Genomic DNA, 19011 nt, shown 5'->3' with positions numbered 1-19011 from the left:
AAGGGAGCAAGAGGTAGCTTTGCAGCCGACCCATTCGGGCCGTCTCGTAATCGGCGTCAGACGGTCTACTCGAATGAGGACGGTTAGCCATGCACCTGATCATTTTATCTGACGCCAATGTCGCTGCGGCCAAGACCGCGCTTCGCAGCCAAATGCCGGGGGTTCGGTCCTCGCATCTGACCGAGGCAATCGCCAGCGGCCTTCAGTTTCGTACACACGCCGCCCTCAAGGCGGCAATCGACGCCAATGCCGAATTGCCGCCCGCCATCACGCTCGCCAGCCCGGCGGACTTTGAACGCCGCTTACGAGAATTTGGATATGAAACGGCCCCGAGCAATCCGTTCAGCGCCGTCGTTTCCGGACGGTCACTGCCGGACCTGCCTTATGCCGAGTTCAGGCGGGGCGATCGGATCGGCAACGACAGCCATTATTACTACTGTCAGAGGCTCAACCGTCCGATGGTGATGGTTCGGATCGCCCGCGCCTATGCTGAGCTCGAGTGGGATTGCATCACGGTGAGCCCGGATCAAGAGGATTATCTTTACGGCACCGACAATGGCCGCACGCTGGGTCGGCTCATGTTCGACAAGTTCCAGGCGCTAGCCAGGGGCGCACCGGGCAAGCCACTCTTTCTCGGGGGTTCGTTTACAGGGACTGTGAAGAAGCTCCTGCCCGATACGGCGCGTGCGCTTGCCGAGGAATATTTCCGCCTGCTCTATCTGCCGCTGCGCGAGCCGCGTGGGCCGAGAGGCGAACGCCTGCACTAGATGTGGGCGACAGCCTTCAGGATGCCGAGCCGACCTCGTTGATGCGCGCCTCGAGGCCGGCCAACCCTTCCAGCAGTTCGGTGAGGGAAGGGGGCTCGACCATGAACATGTCTGCCATGGCCGCATAATCGCTGGCGAGCGCCTGCCGGATCCAATCGGAGGGTGTCAGGCGCAACGTGCCGAGGATAGCCGTTGCGTAGGACGCCGACGCATCGGCGAACATCACGCTCTTGTTGCGTACGACCTGCTCCAGCAGTTCCGGGTCGGCGAGGGCTGGGGCGGTGATGCCTGCCCGGTCGAGCATCAGCATGTCGTAATAATGACGTGACAAGCCATCGCGCATCTTGCCGTTGTGATGGAGTGCGTGAAGGATGGTCGCCTTCTCCCAAAACGTACGCTCGACGCTGAGCGTCTCGACCGACGTCGAGGAGTCCGGGAGGGCATCCGGAAACTGCTCGGCGAGGTAAGGGCGAATTTCGCGATTCTCGAACGGGTCGGGATCGCCTCGTGCGCCGAATTCGAGCTTGATCCGCGGCTTGATGTAGCCGGTCTCGTCATCGGCAGCATAGTCACGCGCAGAATAGTCGCTCGCTGCATATCCGCCGGTGCGTGGATAGTTGAACAGGATCGTCTGGCCGTCCCGGTCCTCCGGATCGAGGGCGATGCTCCATCCCTCACGGCCAAGCTGAGCCTCGACCGCCGCCGCGAGCGCCGGCATCGCGATCGTGGCGACATAGGCTTGCGCTGCAGCTTTCAGCGCCTTGGTCCGGCGCTGGCGTTCGTTGGAGCCGATGCCGGCCTCCATCGGTGAGGCAACCTGATCGAGCAGTGGCGCTGTGCGGCGGATGGTCAGGTCGATATCCTCGGAGAAACGCTGGATGATGCCGTAAGCCTTCGAAAGCGACGTGCCGCCTTTGAAGGTGACATGGCCTTCCAGATCAGGCGCTGTGCCGAGGCGTCTCAGCGTCCAGCAAACCCAGAAATCCTTCTCGATGACGATCGGCGTCAGGTCGCGCTGCGCTGCGGCTTCCTCAATAAAGACGCGACGGTCGCTGGCGCTGCGGCGCGCAAATTCATCCATGGTGCGCGGTATCGATCTTGAGGATCACATCACCCATCCATCCCGGCATCGAAGGTCGTGCCTGGAGCAACTGTTTCAATGCTCGAGTGTCGACCTGTGTCGCGAGCCGCCGAATAACGTCCGCATCGACATGGGCTTTGCCAAGCTGCGCAAGCGTCTGGAGCACCGCGTTGGCGGTATCGGAGCCGGAATCGAGAACCGGTGCGCGACTGTGTCGGAGCGTCACCGTGCGGCCTGCGGCCTTGGCCACGCGTGTACGGCCGCTGGTCGCATAGCTCGTTCGCGACGGTACCTGGGTCGATAGCCCCAGGCTATTGGCAGCCGCGGCACCGGTGGGCGCCAGCTTGTCACCGCTTTGGGTCGCTATCGCATCGGCTATGGTCGCAGTGTCCGGACTGAGGATGCCTAGTGTGTCATGGTGGCGAGGATAATCGTACAGTCCCCGGCCGAGCCGGCGAATCGATCCAGATTGTGCCAGACGGGAAATCGCGACATCGACCGCGCCACGCGAGCCGAAGTCGATGAAATGCTTGGGCGTGAACACCCAACCGCGACCCTTGCCGCGAATGCGTTTCATGATTCTGTCGGCCATTGCGGTCACGGGACTGCTCCTTTCCTGTTAGATAATAGCCCGCATATTTCTAACAAGCCACCCTCTGTCTGATCCGATGTGAGCAGCCGCAGTTTGCTGGGTTTAGTTCGTCCAAGCCGCATCGTCGTGCCCTTGCGAACCGGGGGCGAACACGTCCGTCGCCCGACCAAAACGGGACGCCAAAAGCCTTGCATTGTTGGGAATGAGCTAGGAACATAAGAGGAACACACCGAGTCTATGCGTTATGTCCGCCGTCCATTCTTCGTTGCCGTCCACACTCGCCCAACTCAAGGCAATTGCATCGCCTGTCAGCGAGTACCGAGTCATGCCGTTCGGCCTTTCGGAGCTAGACGCACGGCTAGGCGGGGGAGGGCTGCGAGGCGGGGCGTTGCATGAAGCTACTGCGCAGACCTGCTCGCTCGCCGATGATGCTGCCACTACGCTGTTCCTCGCTGGGATGGCAGGACGCGAGGCACTTCGCGTCGGCGGACCAGTGCTGTGGGCGAGTTGCCGCAACGATCTGTATGCGCCGGGGCTGGCGCAGGCAGGTCTTGCCTCCGCCAACGTGATCCACGCGCAGCCACGGGACGATGACGCGCTGCTGGCCGTGGTCGAGGACGCGGTGCGCGATGGTACGCCCTCCGCAGTGGTCGCCGAAGTCGGCAGGATGTCGATGGTGGCGAGCCGGCGACTTCAACTCGTGGCGGCCGATGCGGATATCCCGGTCCTGGTTCTGCGGCGGAGGCGGGGTCGCGAGCAGGATCCGCTTGCCGAACCATCGGCTGCCTGGACCCGCTGGAGGATTGGCAGTGCTCCGTCGGCCCGGCTCGCAGTCGCGGGTGTCGGGCGGCCGCGCTGGTTGGTCGAGCTTGCCCGACAGCGCAGTGGCGCTTCATTTTCTATGATCGTGGAGGGATGCGATGAGACGGGTCGTCTCGCTGTTCCTGCCGCACTTGGCCATCGAGCGGCTGAGACGGTTGGACCGGTACGCTATGCCGCGGCCTAGCCCCGCAGCGCTCCAGCTTCCCGTCGACGACAATCCTGGCGCCTGTTCGGTTCCGCGCGGAGGTGGATGGCGTCCGGGCGCGCGCTGGGCGCGGACCGAGGCGCCGGCAGGCGGGGATGCCGAAAGCCAGATCGCGGCGCTTCCCGCGCACGCGCGTCCGCCGATGCGCGAGCTCGGCCGCCGTTCCGAAGCCGCGACGCACCCGTATCGTGGCCCCGTACCAGCGGAGCACACCGCGTTGGTGCAAGCGACGGTTGCTGCCTTTCACGCGGAGCCGCTTGCCTTGGTCGGCAAGGTCGGTCGCCGCGAGGAAGTCGTGGCCGCCTGCTCTTCAGCCACGAGCCTTGGCATCACCGTCGGTATGGCCGCAACACACGCGCGCGCGCTGGTGTCGGATCTTGATTTCCGGCCTTTCGAGCCGGACGCCGACGCCGCTCTGCTCGACACGCTGGCGCTGCGTGCCGTGCGTCGCTGGACACCGATCGCAGCCGTCACGCCAAGTGATGGGCTGTGGCTCGATCTCACAGGGTGTGCCCACCTGCATGGTGGCGAAGAGCGTTTCTGCCGTCGACTGCGCGCGTTTTGCGCGCGCGCGGGCTTTACGGCCCGCGTCGCCGTCGCAGACACCCCCGGTGCTGCACACGCCCTTGCCCGTTTCGGTCGCGCGGACGTCACGATCGTACCGCCGGGCCGCATCGTCGAAGCGTTGGAGCCGCTGCCGATCGCCTCGCTTCGCTTGTCCGACACGGCGCTGAACGCCGGACGGAAATTCGGTTTCGAGACGGTTGCCGACCTCCTGCCCGTCGCTCGAGGCCCGTTGGCCCGGCGCCTTGGACTGCCGACGATCAAACGGCTCGATCAGGCGCTGGGTGGCGTCGCAGAGCCGATCACGCCGCGCGAGGATGCCGAGGCGCCGGTCGCCGAACGGCGTCTGCTGGAGCCCATCTGCACAGCAGAAGCGATCGAGCGCGTCATGGGAGACTTGCTCGGCGATCTCGCCGAGCTGCTGCAGGCGCGCGGGCTTGGCGCGCGCGCGTTGCGGTTGACCGGGCTGCGCGTCGATGGCGGCGAGCAGGTCGTGGCGGTCGGGACGTCGCGACCGACACGTGAGGTGTCGCACCTCCATCGGCTGCTGAAGCTTCGCATCGAGCGGATCGAACCCGGCCTCGGACTTGAGCACTTCACGTTGGTTGCACCGCACACCGAGCCGCTCGACGCCGTCGATCTCGGCGCGGTGCTCGCGGGCGAAACTCTGGTGCGCGACCCGGCGCGGTTGGTGGACGTCGTTGCCGGCAGGATCGGCCCACGCGCGGTCTTCCGTCTGGCACCGGTCGAGAGCCATGTGCCCGAGCGCGCGGTAACGCGCTCCGACCCTGTCGAGGCGCCGGGCAGCTGGCCAGCCTGGATCCGGCCGATCCGTCTGTTTGCGCGCCCCGAACCGCTGTCGCGTGTGATCGCGCTGATGCCCGACCAACCGCCGCGGCGCTTCGAGTGGCGGGGTACAACCTACATGATCGTCGCTGGTGACGGCCCCGAGCGCATTCACGGCGAGTGGTGGCGCCGCGACGCGGAGACCTGGGCCGTGCGCGACTATTACCGCGTCGAGGATGAGAAGGGCGGACGCTACTGGGTGTTCCGGCGTGGCGACGGCTTTCAGAGCGAAACCGGCGATCTCAGCTGGTGGATGCACGGCGTGTTCGCATGACCGACTATGTCGAGCTGCAGGTCCTCACGCACTTCTCGCTCCTGCGCGGCGCGTCGAGCCCGGACGAGCTGTTCGCCGCTGCAAATCTGCTCGGCCTGGAAGCCTTGGGTATTTCGGACATCGGCTCCGTCGCAGGCGTGGTGCGGGGTTGGGAAGCGCAGAAGGCGACTGGCGTGCGGATGATCGCCGGTGCCCGCGTCGATCTGGCCTGCGGCCGCCGGCTGTTGCTCTACCCGACCGATCGACCGGCCTGGTCCCGGCTGACCCGGCTGCTGACGGTCGGCAAGAAGCGAGCGGGGAAGGGGAAGTGCGAGCTGCACTGGCACGATCTCGAGCCCTGGTCCGAAGGGATGGTCGCCATCCTGCTCGCCGAGGAAGCGAGCGACCATAACGCGGTTGCGCTCGCCGGGTTGAAGGCCGTGTATGGCAAACGCGGCTATATGGCGCTGTACCAGCGCCGTCGGCCAAATGACGCGGTCCGCATCGACGCGCTCGCGCGCCAAGCCGCTGCGGCCGGCGTGCGCACGGTGGTCACTGGCGATATCCTCTATCATGCGCCCGAGGCGCGGTTGCTGCAGGACGTGGTCACTGCAGTCCGAGAGAAATGCACCGTCGACGAGCTCGGCTACCGCCGTGAGGTGAACGCTGACCGCGCGCTCAAGTCTCCCGCCGAGATGGTCCGGCGGTTCAAGGCGTATCCGGACGCGCTGCGTGCCAGCGTCGACATCGCGCGCGCGTGCACCTTCGATCTGGGCGAACTCGCGTATCAGTATCCGCACGAGCGGCTTTTGGAGGGCCTCAGCGCACAGGAAGCGCTCGAGCGCTTGGCACTGGAGGCTGTCGACCGGATGTTCGATGGCGCCGTCCCGCAAGCGTACACCGATCAGATCACGCACGAGCTGAAGCTTATCGCCGAACTCGCTTACGCGCCCTATTTCCTGACGGTCTATGCGATCGTGCGAGAAGCGAGGCGCCGCGGCATCTTGTGCCAGGGGCGCGGCTCAGCCGCCAACTCCTGCGTGTGTTTCGTGCTGGCGATCACCTCGATCGATCCAATCAAGCACGAACTCCTGTTCGAGCGGTTCGTTTCAGGCGAGCGCCGTGAGCCGCCCGATATCGACGTCGATTTCGAGCATGAGCGCCGCGAAGAGATCATCCAGTGGATCTACGAGACCTACGGCCGCAACCACGCCGCGCTGACCGCCGTGGTTCAGCGCTACCGCGCGCGCGGCGCTGTCCGCGACGTCGGCAAGGCGCTGGGCCTGCCCGAAGACCTGACATCATCGCTCGCGGGGCTCGTCTGGGGCTGGTCGGCCGAAGGGGTCGGTGAGAAGCAGGTCAACGAGCTGAATCTCGACATGGGCGATCGCCGGCTGCGCCTGACGCTCGAGCTTGCCCGCAAGCTGATCGGCGTGCCCCGCCACATGAGCCAGCACCCTGGCGGGTTCGTGCTCACGCTCGACCGGCTCGACGACCTCGTGCCGATCGAGCCAGCCGCAATGGTCGACCGGCAGATCATCGAGTGGGACAAGGACGATATCGACTCCCTGAAGTTCATGAAGGTCGACGTGCTGGGCCTTGGCATGCTTGGCTGCATGAACCGCGCCTTCAACATGCTGGAGGAGACGAAGGGCGTTCGGGTCGGTCTTGCCGATCTGCAGGACGACGATCCGGACGTCTACGCGATGATCCAGAAGGCCGACACGCTCGGCACCTTCCAGATCGAGAGCCGCGCGCAGATGTCGATGCTGCCGCGCATGAAGCCTCGACGCTTCTACGATCTCGTCATTCAGGTCGCGATCGTGCGGCCGGGCCCGATCCAGGGCGACATGGTCCATCCCTATCTCCGCCGGCGCGAAGGGCTGGAAAGGCCCGAATACCCCCGGCCGGAGCTGCGCGCGGTGCTGGAGAAGACACTCGGCGTGCCGCTGTTCCAGGAGCAGGCGATGAAGGTCGCGATCGTCGGCGCCGGCTTCACGCCGGCCGAAGCGGACCAGCTGCGCCGCGCCATGGCTACGTTCAAGGTAACGGGCGGCGTCTCGCATTTCTCGGAAAAGCTCGTCGAAGGCATGGTCGCCCGAGGCTACCCGCGCGACTTTGCCGAGCGCACCTTCCGCCAGCTCGAAGGTTTCGGCTCCTACGGCTTCCCCGAGAGCCACGCCGCCAGCTTCGCCAAGATCTCCTACGCATCGAGCTGGATGAAGCATCACCATCCCGACGTTTTCTGTGCTTCGCTCATGAACGCGCAGCCGATGGGGTTCTACGCCCCCGCACAGATCGTACGCGACGCTCAGGCGCACGATGTCCAGGTCCGGCCCCCGTGCATCAACGCGAGCCGCTGGGACTGCACGTTGGAGCCGACAGGCGGCCGCTACCTTGCGGTGCGGCTCGGCCTGCGCCAAGTGCGCGGGCTTTCGAACGCCGATGGGGCTGCGATCGTAGGAGCGCGCAGCACGACATTGTTCGATTCCGTCGAGGACGTGTGGCGTCGATCGGGCGTCCAATGCGCGGCGATCGAGAAGCTGGCGGATGCCGATGCGTTTCACGCCTTCGGCGCCGACCGGCGGCAGGGCCTGTGGAAGGTGAGGGGCCTCGGCGAGGCGCCGCTGCCGCTGTTTGCGGCCGCGGACCGCGCGGCCGAGACGATCAGCGCCGAAGGGATCGAGCCTGTCGTTGCGCTGCGCCCGCTGACCGATGGCCGTAAGGTGATCGAGGATTACCGGGCGCTGCAGCTGTCGCTGCGCGCGCATCCGCTAACCTTTGTTCGCGATGATCTGACACGGCGTGGCGTAACCAGGTGCGCGGATCTCGCCACCATACGCGATGGTCGGCATGTCGAGGTCGCTGGCATCATCCTGGTTCGTCAGAAGCCCGGTTCGGCCAAGGGCGTCCTTTTCATCACGATCGAAGACGAGACAGGCATTGCCAACGGCATCCTCTGGCCTGACCGGTTCGAGCGCCAGAGGCGCACCGTCATGTCGGCGTCGATGATCGGCATGAAGGGCAGGGTGCAGAAGGAAGGCGAGGTGATACATGTCATTTGCGACCGGATCATCGACCATGGCGACCTGCTGCACCGTGTCGGCGAGCTGTCGTTCCCGCATCGCACCGGCCGCGGCGACGGCGCCAAACATCCTGGTTCACCCGACCGAGGTGACGCGGGATGGAAGCCCGAACCGCGTAACTCCTATTGGCCGCCTCATGCCGAGGGCATGGATCCCGAAGACGCGATACGTTTCAAATCACACGATTTTCATTGAGCGATGGCAAAGATCGGTCGCCACCAGCGCGTCGTGATCGCGCTTTCGGTCCATATCCTACGGAGTGGCGTCACCCGCTGCTCGGACGCGCGCGTGGACGGCGTGGAGGTTCGTTTGGCGCTTCGCTGCCTTCTCCCGCACTGCCCAGAGCGTTGGCCGCTCGAGCTTTATTGGGATGCTGCGCGCCAGGAAAACGAGATTGGGCGGGCGCAGGGCGTGACAGCCGCCTTCAATGGCATCGTTCGGCAGCTACGCCGCGCAGGTCGGTATGAGGAAACATTGGATCAGTAACAGCGGGAGGGTGTTGCGACTTGAGCTGTGGAACTCTTGGTGTCGTGTTTAAAAAAACCATAGCATCGGCTATTCGAATAAAGACGTATATAACGCACCCTATCGCCGACATGGGCGCGTATATGAGACCTTAAATGCGATCGACCGTCCCTGATACCCTTCCGCCGCGCGTGAGGCGCAGCCTGGCGAAGCTCGGCGCCGATATCGCACTGGCGCGAAAGAAGCGCACACTCACTGTGGTCATGATGGCCGAACGGATCGGGGTCGCTAAGAGTACGTATCTCAAATTAGAGAAAGGTGATCCGACCGTCGCGCTGGGCACGTACGCTATGACCTTCTTCGTTCTCGGATTAGGCGAAAGCCTCGGGGAGTTCCTCGATGCGAAGAAGGACGAGCAGGGTCTGTTGCTCGACGTGGAACGGATGCCCCAACGGGTCCGCCGACCCAAGCCGCCTGTTTCGCTGTGATCCGAACGATCGGCATCGGCAGGCCTAATCATTGTCCAGCTGAACCGATGGGTTACAGAAGAGGAAGGGGTAGCAGGTTGCAGCCCTTCACATCAATTTTAAGGGCCGCATGACACCCTACGAATTTCTCAAAAAGTGGCGAAACGTCGAGCTGAAGGAGCGCTCGGCATCGCAAAGCCATTTCAACGATCTTTGTGCGCTTCTCGGCGTGCTCGATCCAGTGTCTGCGGATCCCGCCGGGACTTGGTTCACGTTCGAGAAGGGGGCGAACAAGACGAGTGGCGGCAATGGCTGGGCAGACGTGTGGCGGCGCGAGTGTTTCGGATGGGAGTATAAGGGCAGACACGCCAATCTCGACAAGGCCAACGCTCAGCTGCTGCAATATTCAGTCGCACTTGAAAATCCGCCGCTGCTAATCGTTTCTGACATGAGTCGGATAGTTATCCGGACCAACTGGACCAACAGCGTCCAGGAGACCCACGAGTTCGCACTAGAGGATCTGACCGATGGTGCCGTCCGCGATCGGTTGAAAGCGGCGTTCGTCGACCCCGAGCAATTCAAGCCGCAAAAGTCTCGCCAGGAGCTCACCGAGGAGACGGCTCGCGATTTTGCTAGGATCGCGCAGCGCCTTCGCGACCGGGGGCATGATGCGCAGAAGGTTGCGCATTTCGTCAACCAGCTCGTGTTCTGCATGTTCGCTGAGGATGTGGGGCTCTTGCCCGACCATTTATTCACGAAGATGCTCGAGGTGAGCCGCGGCGATCCGACCAAGTTCACTGCCAACGCATCGATGCTGTTCGGAGCCATGGCGCAACGCGGCGGCACCGTGGGCTTCACCGCGATCGAATGGTTCAATGGCGGACTATTTGTCGACGATAGCGCATTGCCGGTGGACAGCGACGACATCGAGCAGTTGTTGAGCGCTGCGCGCCGCGACTGGTCCCAAATCGATCCTTCAATTCTGGGTACGCTTTTCGAGCGCGGACTCGACCCTGCGAAGCGCAGTCAGCTCGGCGCGCACTATACAGACCGCGACAAGATCATGATGATCGTCGGCCCCGTGATCATCCAACCACTTGAAGCGGAATGGGCCCGCACGCTGGCCCGCTTAACGGCTCTTGTAGAAAGCGCCCCGCGGCAGACGAAGGAGAAGCTGCTTCGAGGCGCCGATTTGGGAAAGCGTACGCGCGCGCTGACCGATGCCGCGGCGATCCACAACGATTTCATCGAGCGCCTTGCAGGCTTTCGCGTACTGGATCCGGCCTGCGGATCGGGCAACTTTTTGTACGTCGCGCTCAGGTCGCTCAAAGACATCGAACATCGCGCCAATCTCGACGCCGAGGCACTAGGTCTGCCGCGTGGCTTCCCACGCGTCGGTCCGGAATGCGTGCTGGGAATCGAGCTGAACCCCTACGCAGCCGAACTGGCCCGAGTTTCGGTTTGGATCGGCGAAATTCAGTGGATGCGCCGCAACGGGTTCGACGCGGCTAGAAGCCCGATTCTACGGCCGCTGGACACGATCGAGTGCCGGGATGCAGTTCTGAACGCCGAGGGTTTGCCAGCCGAATGGCCGGCGGCAGATGCAGTGGTTGGAAACCCGCCATTCCTTGGAAACAAGAAGATGATCGGCGAGCTGGGCGAGGAGTATACGCGAGCGCTACGCAAGGCTTGGCCTAATGTGCCGGGTGGCGTCGATCTAGTCTGCTACTGGTTCGCCAAGGCCTGGGCGATGATAGAGGGCGGACAGGTTTCGCGTGTCGGGCTGGTATCGACAAACAGCATTCGCAGCGGCAAAAACCGCGAGGTACTCATTCCTATCGTTGTGCACGGCCGAATCTTTGAGGCTTGGAGCGACGAGCAATGGACGGTCGACGGTGCCGCCGTTCGGGTGTCGCTAGTGAGCTTCGGTCACAAATCTGACGGCCCATCGTTACTCGATGGCTCCTCCGTCGAAAGCATCTTCGCCGACCTGTCCGCCGAACGGGGCGGCGTCGACCTCACATCTGCCAGCAGGCTGCAAGAAAATCGCAGCGTTGCCTTCCAGGGCCCGGTCAAGGTGGGTGCATTCGACGTCGAAGGCGATCTTGCCCGCCGATGGCTCCTATTACCAATGAATCCCAATGGCCGGCACAATCGTGACGTCGTACGTCCGCTTCTCAACGGACAGGACATTACGCAGAGGCCATCTGATCGCTGGATCATCGACTTTGGCACCACATCCGAAGCCGACTCGGCGATGTACGAAATGCCGTTTGAGCATGTCCATGAGGTAGTGAAGCCCTTTCGGGAGACCAATCGCAGAGACCGGCGACGTCTGTTCTGGTGGCAGCACGGCGAGACCGTGCCGGGGATCAAGAAAGCAGTGGCGGGGCTGAGCCGCGCGATCTTTACACCGCGTGTTGCCAAACATCGGCTATTTGTGTGGGCGCCTCCGAGCGTCGTCCCCGACAGTCGTGTCGTCATTGTATGCCGCGACGACGACACTGCGTTCGGCGTGCTCCACTCGAAATTCCATGAGCTTTGGTCGCTCGCCCTGGGGGGGTGGCATGGTGTGGGAAATGATCCGCAATACACGCCATCACTTGGATTTGAGACCTTCCCATTCCCAGAAGGCCTAACCCCGAACATCCCGGCAGCGGCCTATGCCGACGATCCTCACGCGCAGGCGATCGGCGCGGCTGCCGCGCGGCTGAACGAGCTGCGCGCAAACTGGCTGAACCCCGCTGACCTGATCGAGCGCGTGGCCGAGGTGGTAAGCGGGTTCCCCGATCGGATCCTTCTCAGGGATGAGGTTGCCGTAAAGGAACTAAAAAAACGCACGCTGACCAACCTGTACAACATACGCCCGCAGTGGCTGGTGAACGCCCACGCTGCGCTGGACGCGGCTGTGGCCGATGCCTACGGGTGGGGGGACGCGTGGCGCGAGGGCGCTCTAAGCGATGACGAGATACTTGCGCGCTTGTTTGCTCTCAATCGCGCGCGCGCATTCGAAGCTACAAAAGCATAATGAAATTTATTCACACCGCGGACTGGCAACTCGGCAAGCCATATGGGCGCTTCGAGCCGGAGGTGCGCGCAGCCCTCACCGAAGCGCGCTTCGATGCGATCGACGCGATCGGTAGCGCAGCGACCTCCCATGGTGTTGACCATGTCCTTGTCGCAGGCGACGTCTTCGACACCGAAGGCCCCGAGGATCGCACGATCGTGCAGGCGATATCGAGGATGGAGCGCCATCCATGCCGATGGTGGCTGCTTCCCGGAAACCATGACTTCGCTCGAAATGGCGGGCTATGGGATCGTGTGCGCCAGCGCGTGGGCGCCACCATCACCGTCCTCTCCGGACCGCAGCCCCGGGAGATCGAGCCAGGCGTCTGGCTATTGCCCGCGCCGCTCGCGCATCGGCACAATCTCGATGATCCAACTGACCTGTTCGACGGCATGGCGACGCCCGGGGCACGGCTGCGGCTCGGCGTGGCTCACGGCTCAGTCCGTGATTTTGGGACGCAGGGCGAGACCAAGAATCAGATCGCTCCCGACCGTGCTCATCGATCCAACCTCGATTATCTCGCGCTCGGCGACTGGCATGGCATGCTGAAGGTCGATGCGCGCACCTGGTATTCCGGCACGCCTGAGACCGATCGCTTCCAGCGCGACGAGCCGGGTCAAATCCTGCTGGTGGATATCGACGAGGGCCGTGAGCCGACCGTCACGCCGATCCGCACCGGCCGTTTTCAGTGGATCAGGCGCAGCTGGGCCGTGAACGATCAGGCTGCGTTCGACGCCGAATGTGACCAGCTGTTGGGGTCAATCGACCCGCCGGCGACGCTGCTCGAACTATCGCTCGCCGGAATCACCACTCTCACAGATCGCGTGGCGATGCTCGGAAGGCTTGAAAATGATGTCGGCCACCGCGTCCGCTATCTCGATGTTCGCGCCAGCGACCTTGTCGGTCGCCCTAGCGAAGATGATCTCGCGCAACTTGTGGGCGAAGGCATGCTCGGCGTAGCGGCCGCAAAACTCTCCGCCCGGATCGAAGCCGGTGGACTAGAGGCATCGATCGCCAAACGCGCGCTCGAGCGCCTGTTCGTCGAGTATAGCCGGGAGGAGAAGGCATGAGCCTGCGGCTTCGCCGGATTGCCGTCGACGGCTTCCGCAAGTTTCGCGAGCCGATGGCGATCGAGGGGCTCACCGACGGTCTCAACATCATCATCGAACCCAACGAAACCGGCAAGTCGACATTGCTCGAGGCGCTTCGGGCGGCCTTTTTCGTGCGCCATGGGACAAAGAACCAGCTCGCCCAATCCTTCGCGCCCTATGGCGAGGCAGTCGGGCCGGAGATTCAGGTGTCGTTCGAGGCCGATGGTGCGCCGTGGACTGTCACCAAGCGGTTCCTGCGCGGCGCCACGATCGAGGTCACGGGACCACAGGGAAAGGCCCAAGGCGAAGAAGCCGAAGCCCGGCTCCATGCGCTTTTCGGGTCCGTCCGAGATACCAGTCAAAAAGGCGATGCCGAGACCTATGGCGCCTTGGGTCTGCTCTGGGTGGCGCAAACGGACGCTCTTGCGGTCACCGCACCCGGGCAAATCGTGCGCGATACGGTCAGGTCCACCTTGGAAGCCGAAGTTGGCTCGATCATGGGCGGCCCCGCGTACAAGCGAGTCCGCACCCGGGTCGACGAGCAGTTTGCCCGATACTGGTCGCCGACGGGTCAGAAGCGCGAGCGTCAAAATGAGGTGCGGGAGCGGGTCGAAAGCGCCGAGACCGCCGCGCGAGATGCCGCTGACAGGCTCGCGGGGTTGGAGAAGACGTTCGCTGAACTCGAAGCCGCGCGTGCCAGGCTGAAGGTCGTTCAGCGCGAGATCGCCGACGACACCGATGTCCAGACGCGGAAGGATCTGGTTGCGTCGTTGGAGGTTGCGCGCGCCGCCGCGCAGATCCTGGCGACCCGTCGTGCGGAGCATGAAGCTGTCAGCGCGAAGGGGAAGGGGCTCGAAGACCTTTCGGAGCGCCATCGCGCGGCGACGGAAGCTTGTGACAAAGCGAGACTCGCGCTGGAGAAGGCGCGTGCCAGTCGAACGGACCTCGGCGAGGGTCTGGCTACAGCCAAGCAGCGCCTCGTTGATGCGCGTGCGGCCCTCGAAAATGCCCGGACGGCGCGTCAGGATGCGCGCGCCGCTCTCGGCGCGGGCGAGGATCGCGTGCGCGCGGCACGTCGTAAGACCGGGGTTACGGCAGCGCGCAAACGCCATGCTGAGCTGGTCGAGCTTGAACGGCTTCAGGGCGAGGCCAAGACCCTCGCGGCGACATTGATCCCGGCAAAGACGATCGAACTGCTCGAGACGAATGAGCGAGCGATTGCCGAGTCTCGTGCATCGCAGAGCGCGGGCGCGACGCGCATCGCGCTGACCGGCGACACTGCTGGCATTCTGATTGACGGCGAACCCGCGGGTCCCGGTGAGCGGACTCTGACCAGCAGGGCCCAAATTCGGCTTGGTGGCGCTGAGCTGATCATCACACCGCCCGCTGGCGCGACGAGCACTGATGAGGCTTTGTCGTCGGCTTTGAAGAAGCAGCAGTCTGCGCTGGCGGATCTCGATGTTGCTGACCTCGCGGCTGCGCGCGCACGCAACGACGCTGCGCGGGATGCTGCGAGCGAACTGCGCACCATAGCGGCGCGGATCGAAGCGACGACGCCAGCCGATGAAAATATCGGGCTCGCTGCTGGCGCCAGTGCGCTCAAGCTCTTCATCGTCGAGCTCGCGGATGAAGCCGCGGCGGGTGAAGGCGAACTTCCCGATATCGCAGCCCTCACGAATGCTCTGGAGGCGGCCGACACCGTGCTTGCACGGGCCGAAGGCGCGCAGGATAGCGCGCTCGCCGCTCTCCGGCGTGCCGAGGAGGAGGATGCACCGCTTGCCGCCGCTGAGGCGGGTGCCGCGAGCGATCTCGTAAACGCTACGGGTCAGATCGCTGCGATCGAGAGCCGACCGGAATTCCTGAGCCTGCCAGAGGATCTCGCTCGTGCTCGCGAGCAAACCGCCGAAGCGGCAGTGAAGCTGGAAGATGCGATCCGCGACGCAACAGCGCACGACGCCGCGACGATTGCGCGGAAGATCGAGACGGTCGATGCGCGGAGCAGGGCGGCGGGGGAAGCGCGGACAAAGCTTGAGATGGAAATTGCTCGGTTGGAAGGGACGATCGAGAGCGAAGGCGGGAAGGGTCTAGCCGACCGCGAGGCAAGCGCCCGAGAGGAAGCTGAAGCTGCGCGCGCGGCCGTGCAACGCGTCACCGAAGAGGCCGAAACCCTGAAGCTTCTGCGCGAAACGCTAGACGAGGCACGTGACGAGACGTCGGCCAAGTTCGTCGGCCCCGTTGCCAAGCGGGCAAAGCGGCACATTGAGCGCCTGCTCCCTGGCTGTGATCTATCCTTTTCTGAGGATCTGATGCTCGATGCGGTGGTGCGGGGCGGGATCAGCGAAGGGTGCGGGGATCTGTCGCGCGGTACCCAAGAGCAGCTGGCGGTACTGACCCGGATTGCGTTTGCCGACATGCTCCTGGAGCAGGGACGGCCGGTGTCGCTCATCCTCGATGATCCGCTGGTATATGCTGACGATGCTCGGCTCGATTTGATGGTCGAAATTTTAAGCGAGGCGGCCGAACGGATGCAGGTGATCTTGCTGACCTGCCGTGAACGCGCATTCCGACATGTGAACGCCAATCGCTTGACGTTAACCCCCCCCGGGCCGGCGGTCGAGCACGAAGTTGCGGCTTTTGGAGCAGTGAAATGACAACGCACGATCCTCGCAAACTCCTGGAATCGCTCCGCAACCATCTCACTCAGCCAGAGGCTAATGTCTCCTTTCTGTTGGGCGCGGGGACGTCCTGCGCTGTTCGGGTTGCGGTTCCGCCCGATCCTGCCGCCGCCGACGACGAGCCTCCCAAAACCCGATCACTGATCCCGAACGTGGCAGAGCTCACAGCGATTTGCGCGAGAGAAATCAAGAAACTTGATCCAGTGAACGAGGGCACCCGGTTCGCCGCTGCTTATGATGCGATTGAGAAGGAGCTCGGTACCGGAAAGCGGCCTGTCAATATTGAGGACATCTTGTCGTGCGTCCGTCGCAAGGTCCATGCGATCGGAGTCGGAGATACGCTCTCTGGCTTGGTCTCTGCCGATCTTCTTGTGGTAGAAAAGACTATTCAGGCAACGATCGCCGCGCAGGTGAACCCCGACCGGTCGAGTTTTCCAGAACAGCTTCCGCATGAACAATTTGTGCGATGGATCGCGCGTATGCCGAGAGTCCATCCGGTCGAGATCTTCACGACGAACTATGACGTCCTCGTCGAGACGGCTCTCGAAGCCGAACGCGTCCCGGCGTTTGATGGATTCGTGGGATGCAATCGGCCATTTTTCTCCCACGACAGTTTGACCAGACCTGAAAATGCACCCGGCACAGCATGGACCCGGCTCTGGAAAATTCATGGTTCTATCAATTGGCGGTTGGATACAGTGGGCGGGAGGTCGCGGGTTATCCGCACGGAGCCGCACAATGAAGGTGAAATGATCCTTCCCTCGCATCATAAATATGATGAATCGCGGAAGCAGCCTTATTCAGCCCTGCTCGATCGTCTCACCCGTGTGCTTGACCGAGACGATGCAATTCTTTTCGTCTGCGGGTATAGCTTTTCGGACGACCATATCAATGCGATCATCTTTGATGCGTTGGAAGCGAAGCGGCGACCTCATGTTGTGGCGCTTCAATTTGCCGATCCGGATTCGTCTTCGGTCTTGGCGGAACGCGCGCAACGATATCTGAACCTGATGGTGCTCGGTCCGCGCGCCGGCTTCATTGGCGGGCGGCACGGTGAATGGAAGCTTGAGGAAGTACATAGCGCCAACCACCTAGCACAGGCGTTTGCCCTCGATCCGCCTGAGCCCGAGAAAGAACTGAGCGGCGCCGGAACTCTGAAACTCGGAGATTTCGCATGTTTCGCCGAGTTTCTCGGCAAGCTCACGGGACCGGCTTGAAATGGCAAGTTCGGATCCGACCTACATCGGGCAAGTCGCGTCGGTTGCCGGCGGTATCGTCCGGGTGAGGCTGAGGCGCGATTTGCCTACCACACTCGTCTTGGTCGAGGGTGAGTCCTACCGCGTCGGCCAAATCGGGGGCTTTTTCCGAATTCCTGTTGGCTACACTCAGCTATACTCAGTCTGCTCCCAAGTCGGCGCTGACGCAGTCCCCCCGGGTATCGGCGGAGACGCAATGCAGCTCGAGCGAGATGACGCAAAAGACGAAGGCCTGGCGGGCTATCGGTGGATGACCGTCGTGCTTTTCGGTGAATCGACTGGCGGAGTTTTCGAGCGTGGCGTTGGCCAGTATCCCACTGTCGGGGACGAAGTGCATTTCGTCACTAACGTCGATCTCGGAATTATCTATAGTCGCTCGCCAAATAGCGGTGGACTTGTAGTGGGGAACATCGCGGCGGCCAGTGGGATCCCTGCAACCCTCGATCTTGACCGATTGGTAAGCCGCCATTGTGCAGTGGTCGGCTCGACGGGAGCCGGGAAGTCTAATCTGGTGTCCGTGATGCTGGAGGTGCTCGCGTCCCCAGGCTATCCGTCCGCTCGTACCTTAGTTATCGATCCTCACGGCGAATATGGAGGGGATGCCACGGACCGTACCATCTTTCGCATTTCGCCTGGGCAAGGAGAGCAAGCGCTCGTCGTTCCCTATTGGGCCCTTCCTTTTAACGAGCTGCTCTCAATCACTTTTGGCGGAATGTCGTCTGGCAACGAAGCGATCGTCCGGGATCGCGTCCAAGAACTCAAGCGCGCCGCCGCGGCGTTTCTCGAAAGCCCACCGCCGCCGAACTCAATTACCGCGGACAGTCCCGTTCCCTTCAGCGTCCATCAATTGTGGTTTGAACTCGATGACTTCGAGAGGTCGACTTTTCGGACTGAGGCTGGCCAGCGCGTTAAGACGCAGGTCGAGACGGCCGGTGATCCGACCCAACTAATCTCAAACATCTACCCAATCCATGGGCCGGGCGGCAAGGAGCCGATGAAAAACCCCTCGCCTCGCGGCATTGGCAAGCAATTGGAATTTGCGCGGAGCCGTATCACAGACGCGCGTTATGCGTTCTTATTCCACCCGGCAGGTGGATACGCCCCGGATCTCGAGGGCAGGGTTACGACTGACATCGATACCCTGGTCGCCTCCTGGGTCGGCCATCCGAAGCCGCTTACCATCGTTGACGTGTCCGAGCTGCCGTCGGAAATCGCAGGCGATGTTATCGGATTACTTGTCCGTATCGTCTATGACACGTTGTTGTGGGCCGGATCACTTGCGGTCTCGGGTAAGGCGCAGCCGCTTTTGATCGTGGTCGATGAGGCCCATCGTTTTCTTCCGGAGGGCGAGGATTCCAGTTGCCATCGCATTCTGAAACGGATCGCCAAGGAAGGTCGGAAGTATGGCGTCGGCCTGATGGTGATCACCCAGCGGCCGAGCGAGATCGACGCAACTGTACTCAGCCAATGTGGAACGATGATTGCCCTTCGAACGACGAATCCAGGCGACCGGGGCCGGGTGGCAGCAGCGTTCCCGGATGATCTCGGCGGTCTCGTCGATCTCCTACCGTCTTTGCGAACCGGCGAAGGCCTGTTCGTCGGGGAGGCCATGTTCGTCCCGTCACGGGTTCGAGTGCGGATAACGCGAACGCCCAATGGCGGGGCAGACCCAAAGGTCAGCGGCCGCTGGAGTGTTGAACCGCGCCCGGATGTAGACCTATATGCCGATGCGCTGAGTTGTTGGCGCCGGCAGGTGAGAGGATAAGTCGTGGTG

General features: G+C 63.0%; 13 protein-coding genes. 11 read left to right on the top strand and 2 right to left on the bottom strand.

Annotation, left to right across the window (positions count from 1 at the left end; genetic code table 11):
• Positions 1 to 89 precede the first annotated feature (89 nt).
• Complete coding sequence (locus OXR00_RS16145; RefSeq protein ID WP_183937175.1) at positions 90 to 767, top strand: hypothetical protein; 678 nt, start codon at positions 90 to 92, stop codon at positions 765 to 767.
• A 16-nt stretch (positions 768 to 783) separates the two neighbouring features.
• On the opposite strand, the gene OXR00_RS16140 is transcribed toward OXR00_RS16145, so the two are convergent.
• Positions 784 to 1848: a nucleotidyl transferase AbiEii/AbiGii toxin family protein gene (locus OXR00_RS16140; RefSeq protein WP_267389303.1), complete on the bottom strand. Its 1065-nt coding sequence runs from the start codon at positions 1846 to 1848 to the stop codon at positions 784 to 786.
• On the bottom strand, positions 1841 to 2440 hold the full coding sequence (locus OXR00_RS16135; RefSeq protein ID WP_267389361.1) for a DUF6088 family protein: 600 nt from the start codon (positions 2438 to 2440) through the stop codon (positions 1841 to 1843). Before OXR00_RS16135 ends, OXR00_RS16140 begins: the two co-directional genes overlap by 8 nt.
• Positions 2441 to 2684: 244 nt before the next feature.
• On the opposite strand from OXR00_RS16135, the gene OXR00_RS16130 reads away from it, so the two are divergent.
• From OXR00_RS16130 to OXR00_RS16085, 10 genes are all read left to right on the top strand, one after another.
• Complete coding sequence (locus OXR00_RS16130; RefSeq protein ID WP_267389302.1) at positions 2685 to 3446, top strand: protein ImuA; 762 nt, start codon at positions 2685 to 2687, stop codon at positions 3444 to 3446.
• Positions 3433 to 5151 (top strand): DNA polymerase Y family protein, encoded by a 1719-nt coding sequence (locus OXR00_RS16125; protein WP_267389301.1) that lies wholly within the window; start codon positions 3433 to 3435, stop codon positions 5149 to 5151. The genes OXR00_RS16130 and OXR00_RS16125 overlap by 14 nt, the downstream gene beginning before the upstream one ends.
• On the top strand, positions 5148 to 8411 hold the full coding sequence (locus OXR00_RS16120; RefSeq protein ID WP_267389300.1) for an error-prone DNA polymerase: 3264 nt from the start codon (positions 5148 to 5150) through the stop codon (positions 8409 to 8411). Before OXR00_RS16125 ends, OXR00_RS16120 begins: the two co-directional genes overlap by 4 nt.
• Positions 8412 to 8414: 3 nt before the next feature.
• Positions 8415 to 8702, top strand: coding sequence for a hypothetical protein (locus OXR00_RS16115; RefSeq protein ID WP_183937179.1), 288 nt, complete (start codon positions 8415 to 8417; stop codon positions 8700 to 8702).
• A gap of 134 nt (positions 8703 to 8836) precedes the next feature.
• On the top strand, positions 8837 to 9169 hold the full coding sequence (locus tag OXR00_RS16110; RefSeq protein ID WP_267389299.1) for a helix-turn-helix transcriptional regulator: 333 nt from the start codon (positions 8837 to 8839) through the stop codon (positions 9167 to 9169).
• 109 nt (positions 9170 to 9278) lie between these two features.
• Complete coding sequence (locus tag OXR00_RS16105; RefSeq protein ID WP_267389298.1) at positions 9279 to 12176, top strand: class I SAM-dependent DNA methyltransferase; 2898 nt, start codon at positions 9279 to 9281, stop codon at positions 12174 to 12176.
• A complete protein-coding gene (locus tag OXR00_RS16100) occupies positions 12176 to 13285 on the top strand; it encodes a DNA repair exonuclease (protein WP_267389297.1) in 1110 nt (369 codons plus the stop codon). The genes OXR00_RS16105 and OXR00_RS16100 overlap by 1 nt, the downstream gene beginning before the upstream one ends.
• Positions 13282 to 15957 (top strand): AAA family ATPase, encoded by a 2676-nt coding sequence (locus tag OXR00_RS16095; protein ID WP_267389296.1) that lies wholly within the window; start codon positions 13282 to 13284, stop codon positions 15955 to 15957. The genes OXR00_RS16100 and OXR00_RS16095 overlap by 4 nt, the downstream gene beginning before the upstream one ends.
• Positions 15954 to 17198, top strand: a complete 1245-nt coding sequence (locus tag OXR00_RS16090) for an SIR2 family protein (RefSeq protein ID WP_267389295.1) — start codon at positions 15954 to 15956, stop codon at positions 17196 to 17198. Before OXR00_RS16095 ends, OXR00_RS16090 begins: the two co-directional genes overlap by 4 nt.
• A gap of 235 nt (positions 17199 to 17433) precedes the next feature.
• Positions 17434 to 19002 (top strand): ATP-binding protein, encoded by a 1569-nt coding sequence (locus OXR00_RS16085; RefSeq protein WP_221211828.1) that lies wholly within the window; start codon positions 17434 to 17436, stop codon positions 19000 to 19002.
• Positions 19003 to 19011 lie beyond the last annotated feature (9 nt).

It is taken from the genome of Sphingomonas sp. GC_Shp_3 (assembly GCF_026540945.1).
Lineage (GTDB): Bacteria > Pseudomonadota > Alphaproteobacteria > Sphingomonadales > Sphingomonadaceae > Sphingomonas.
Note: the sequence above shows the minus strand (reverse complement) of the source record. Positions and strands in the feature narration are given on the sequence as shown.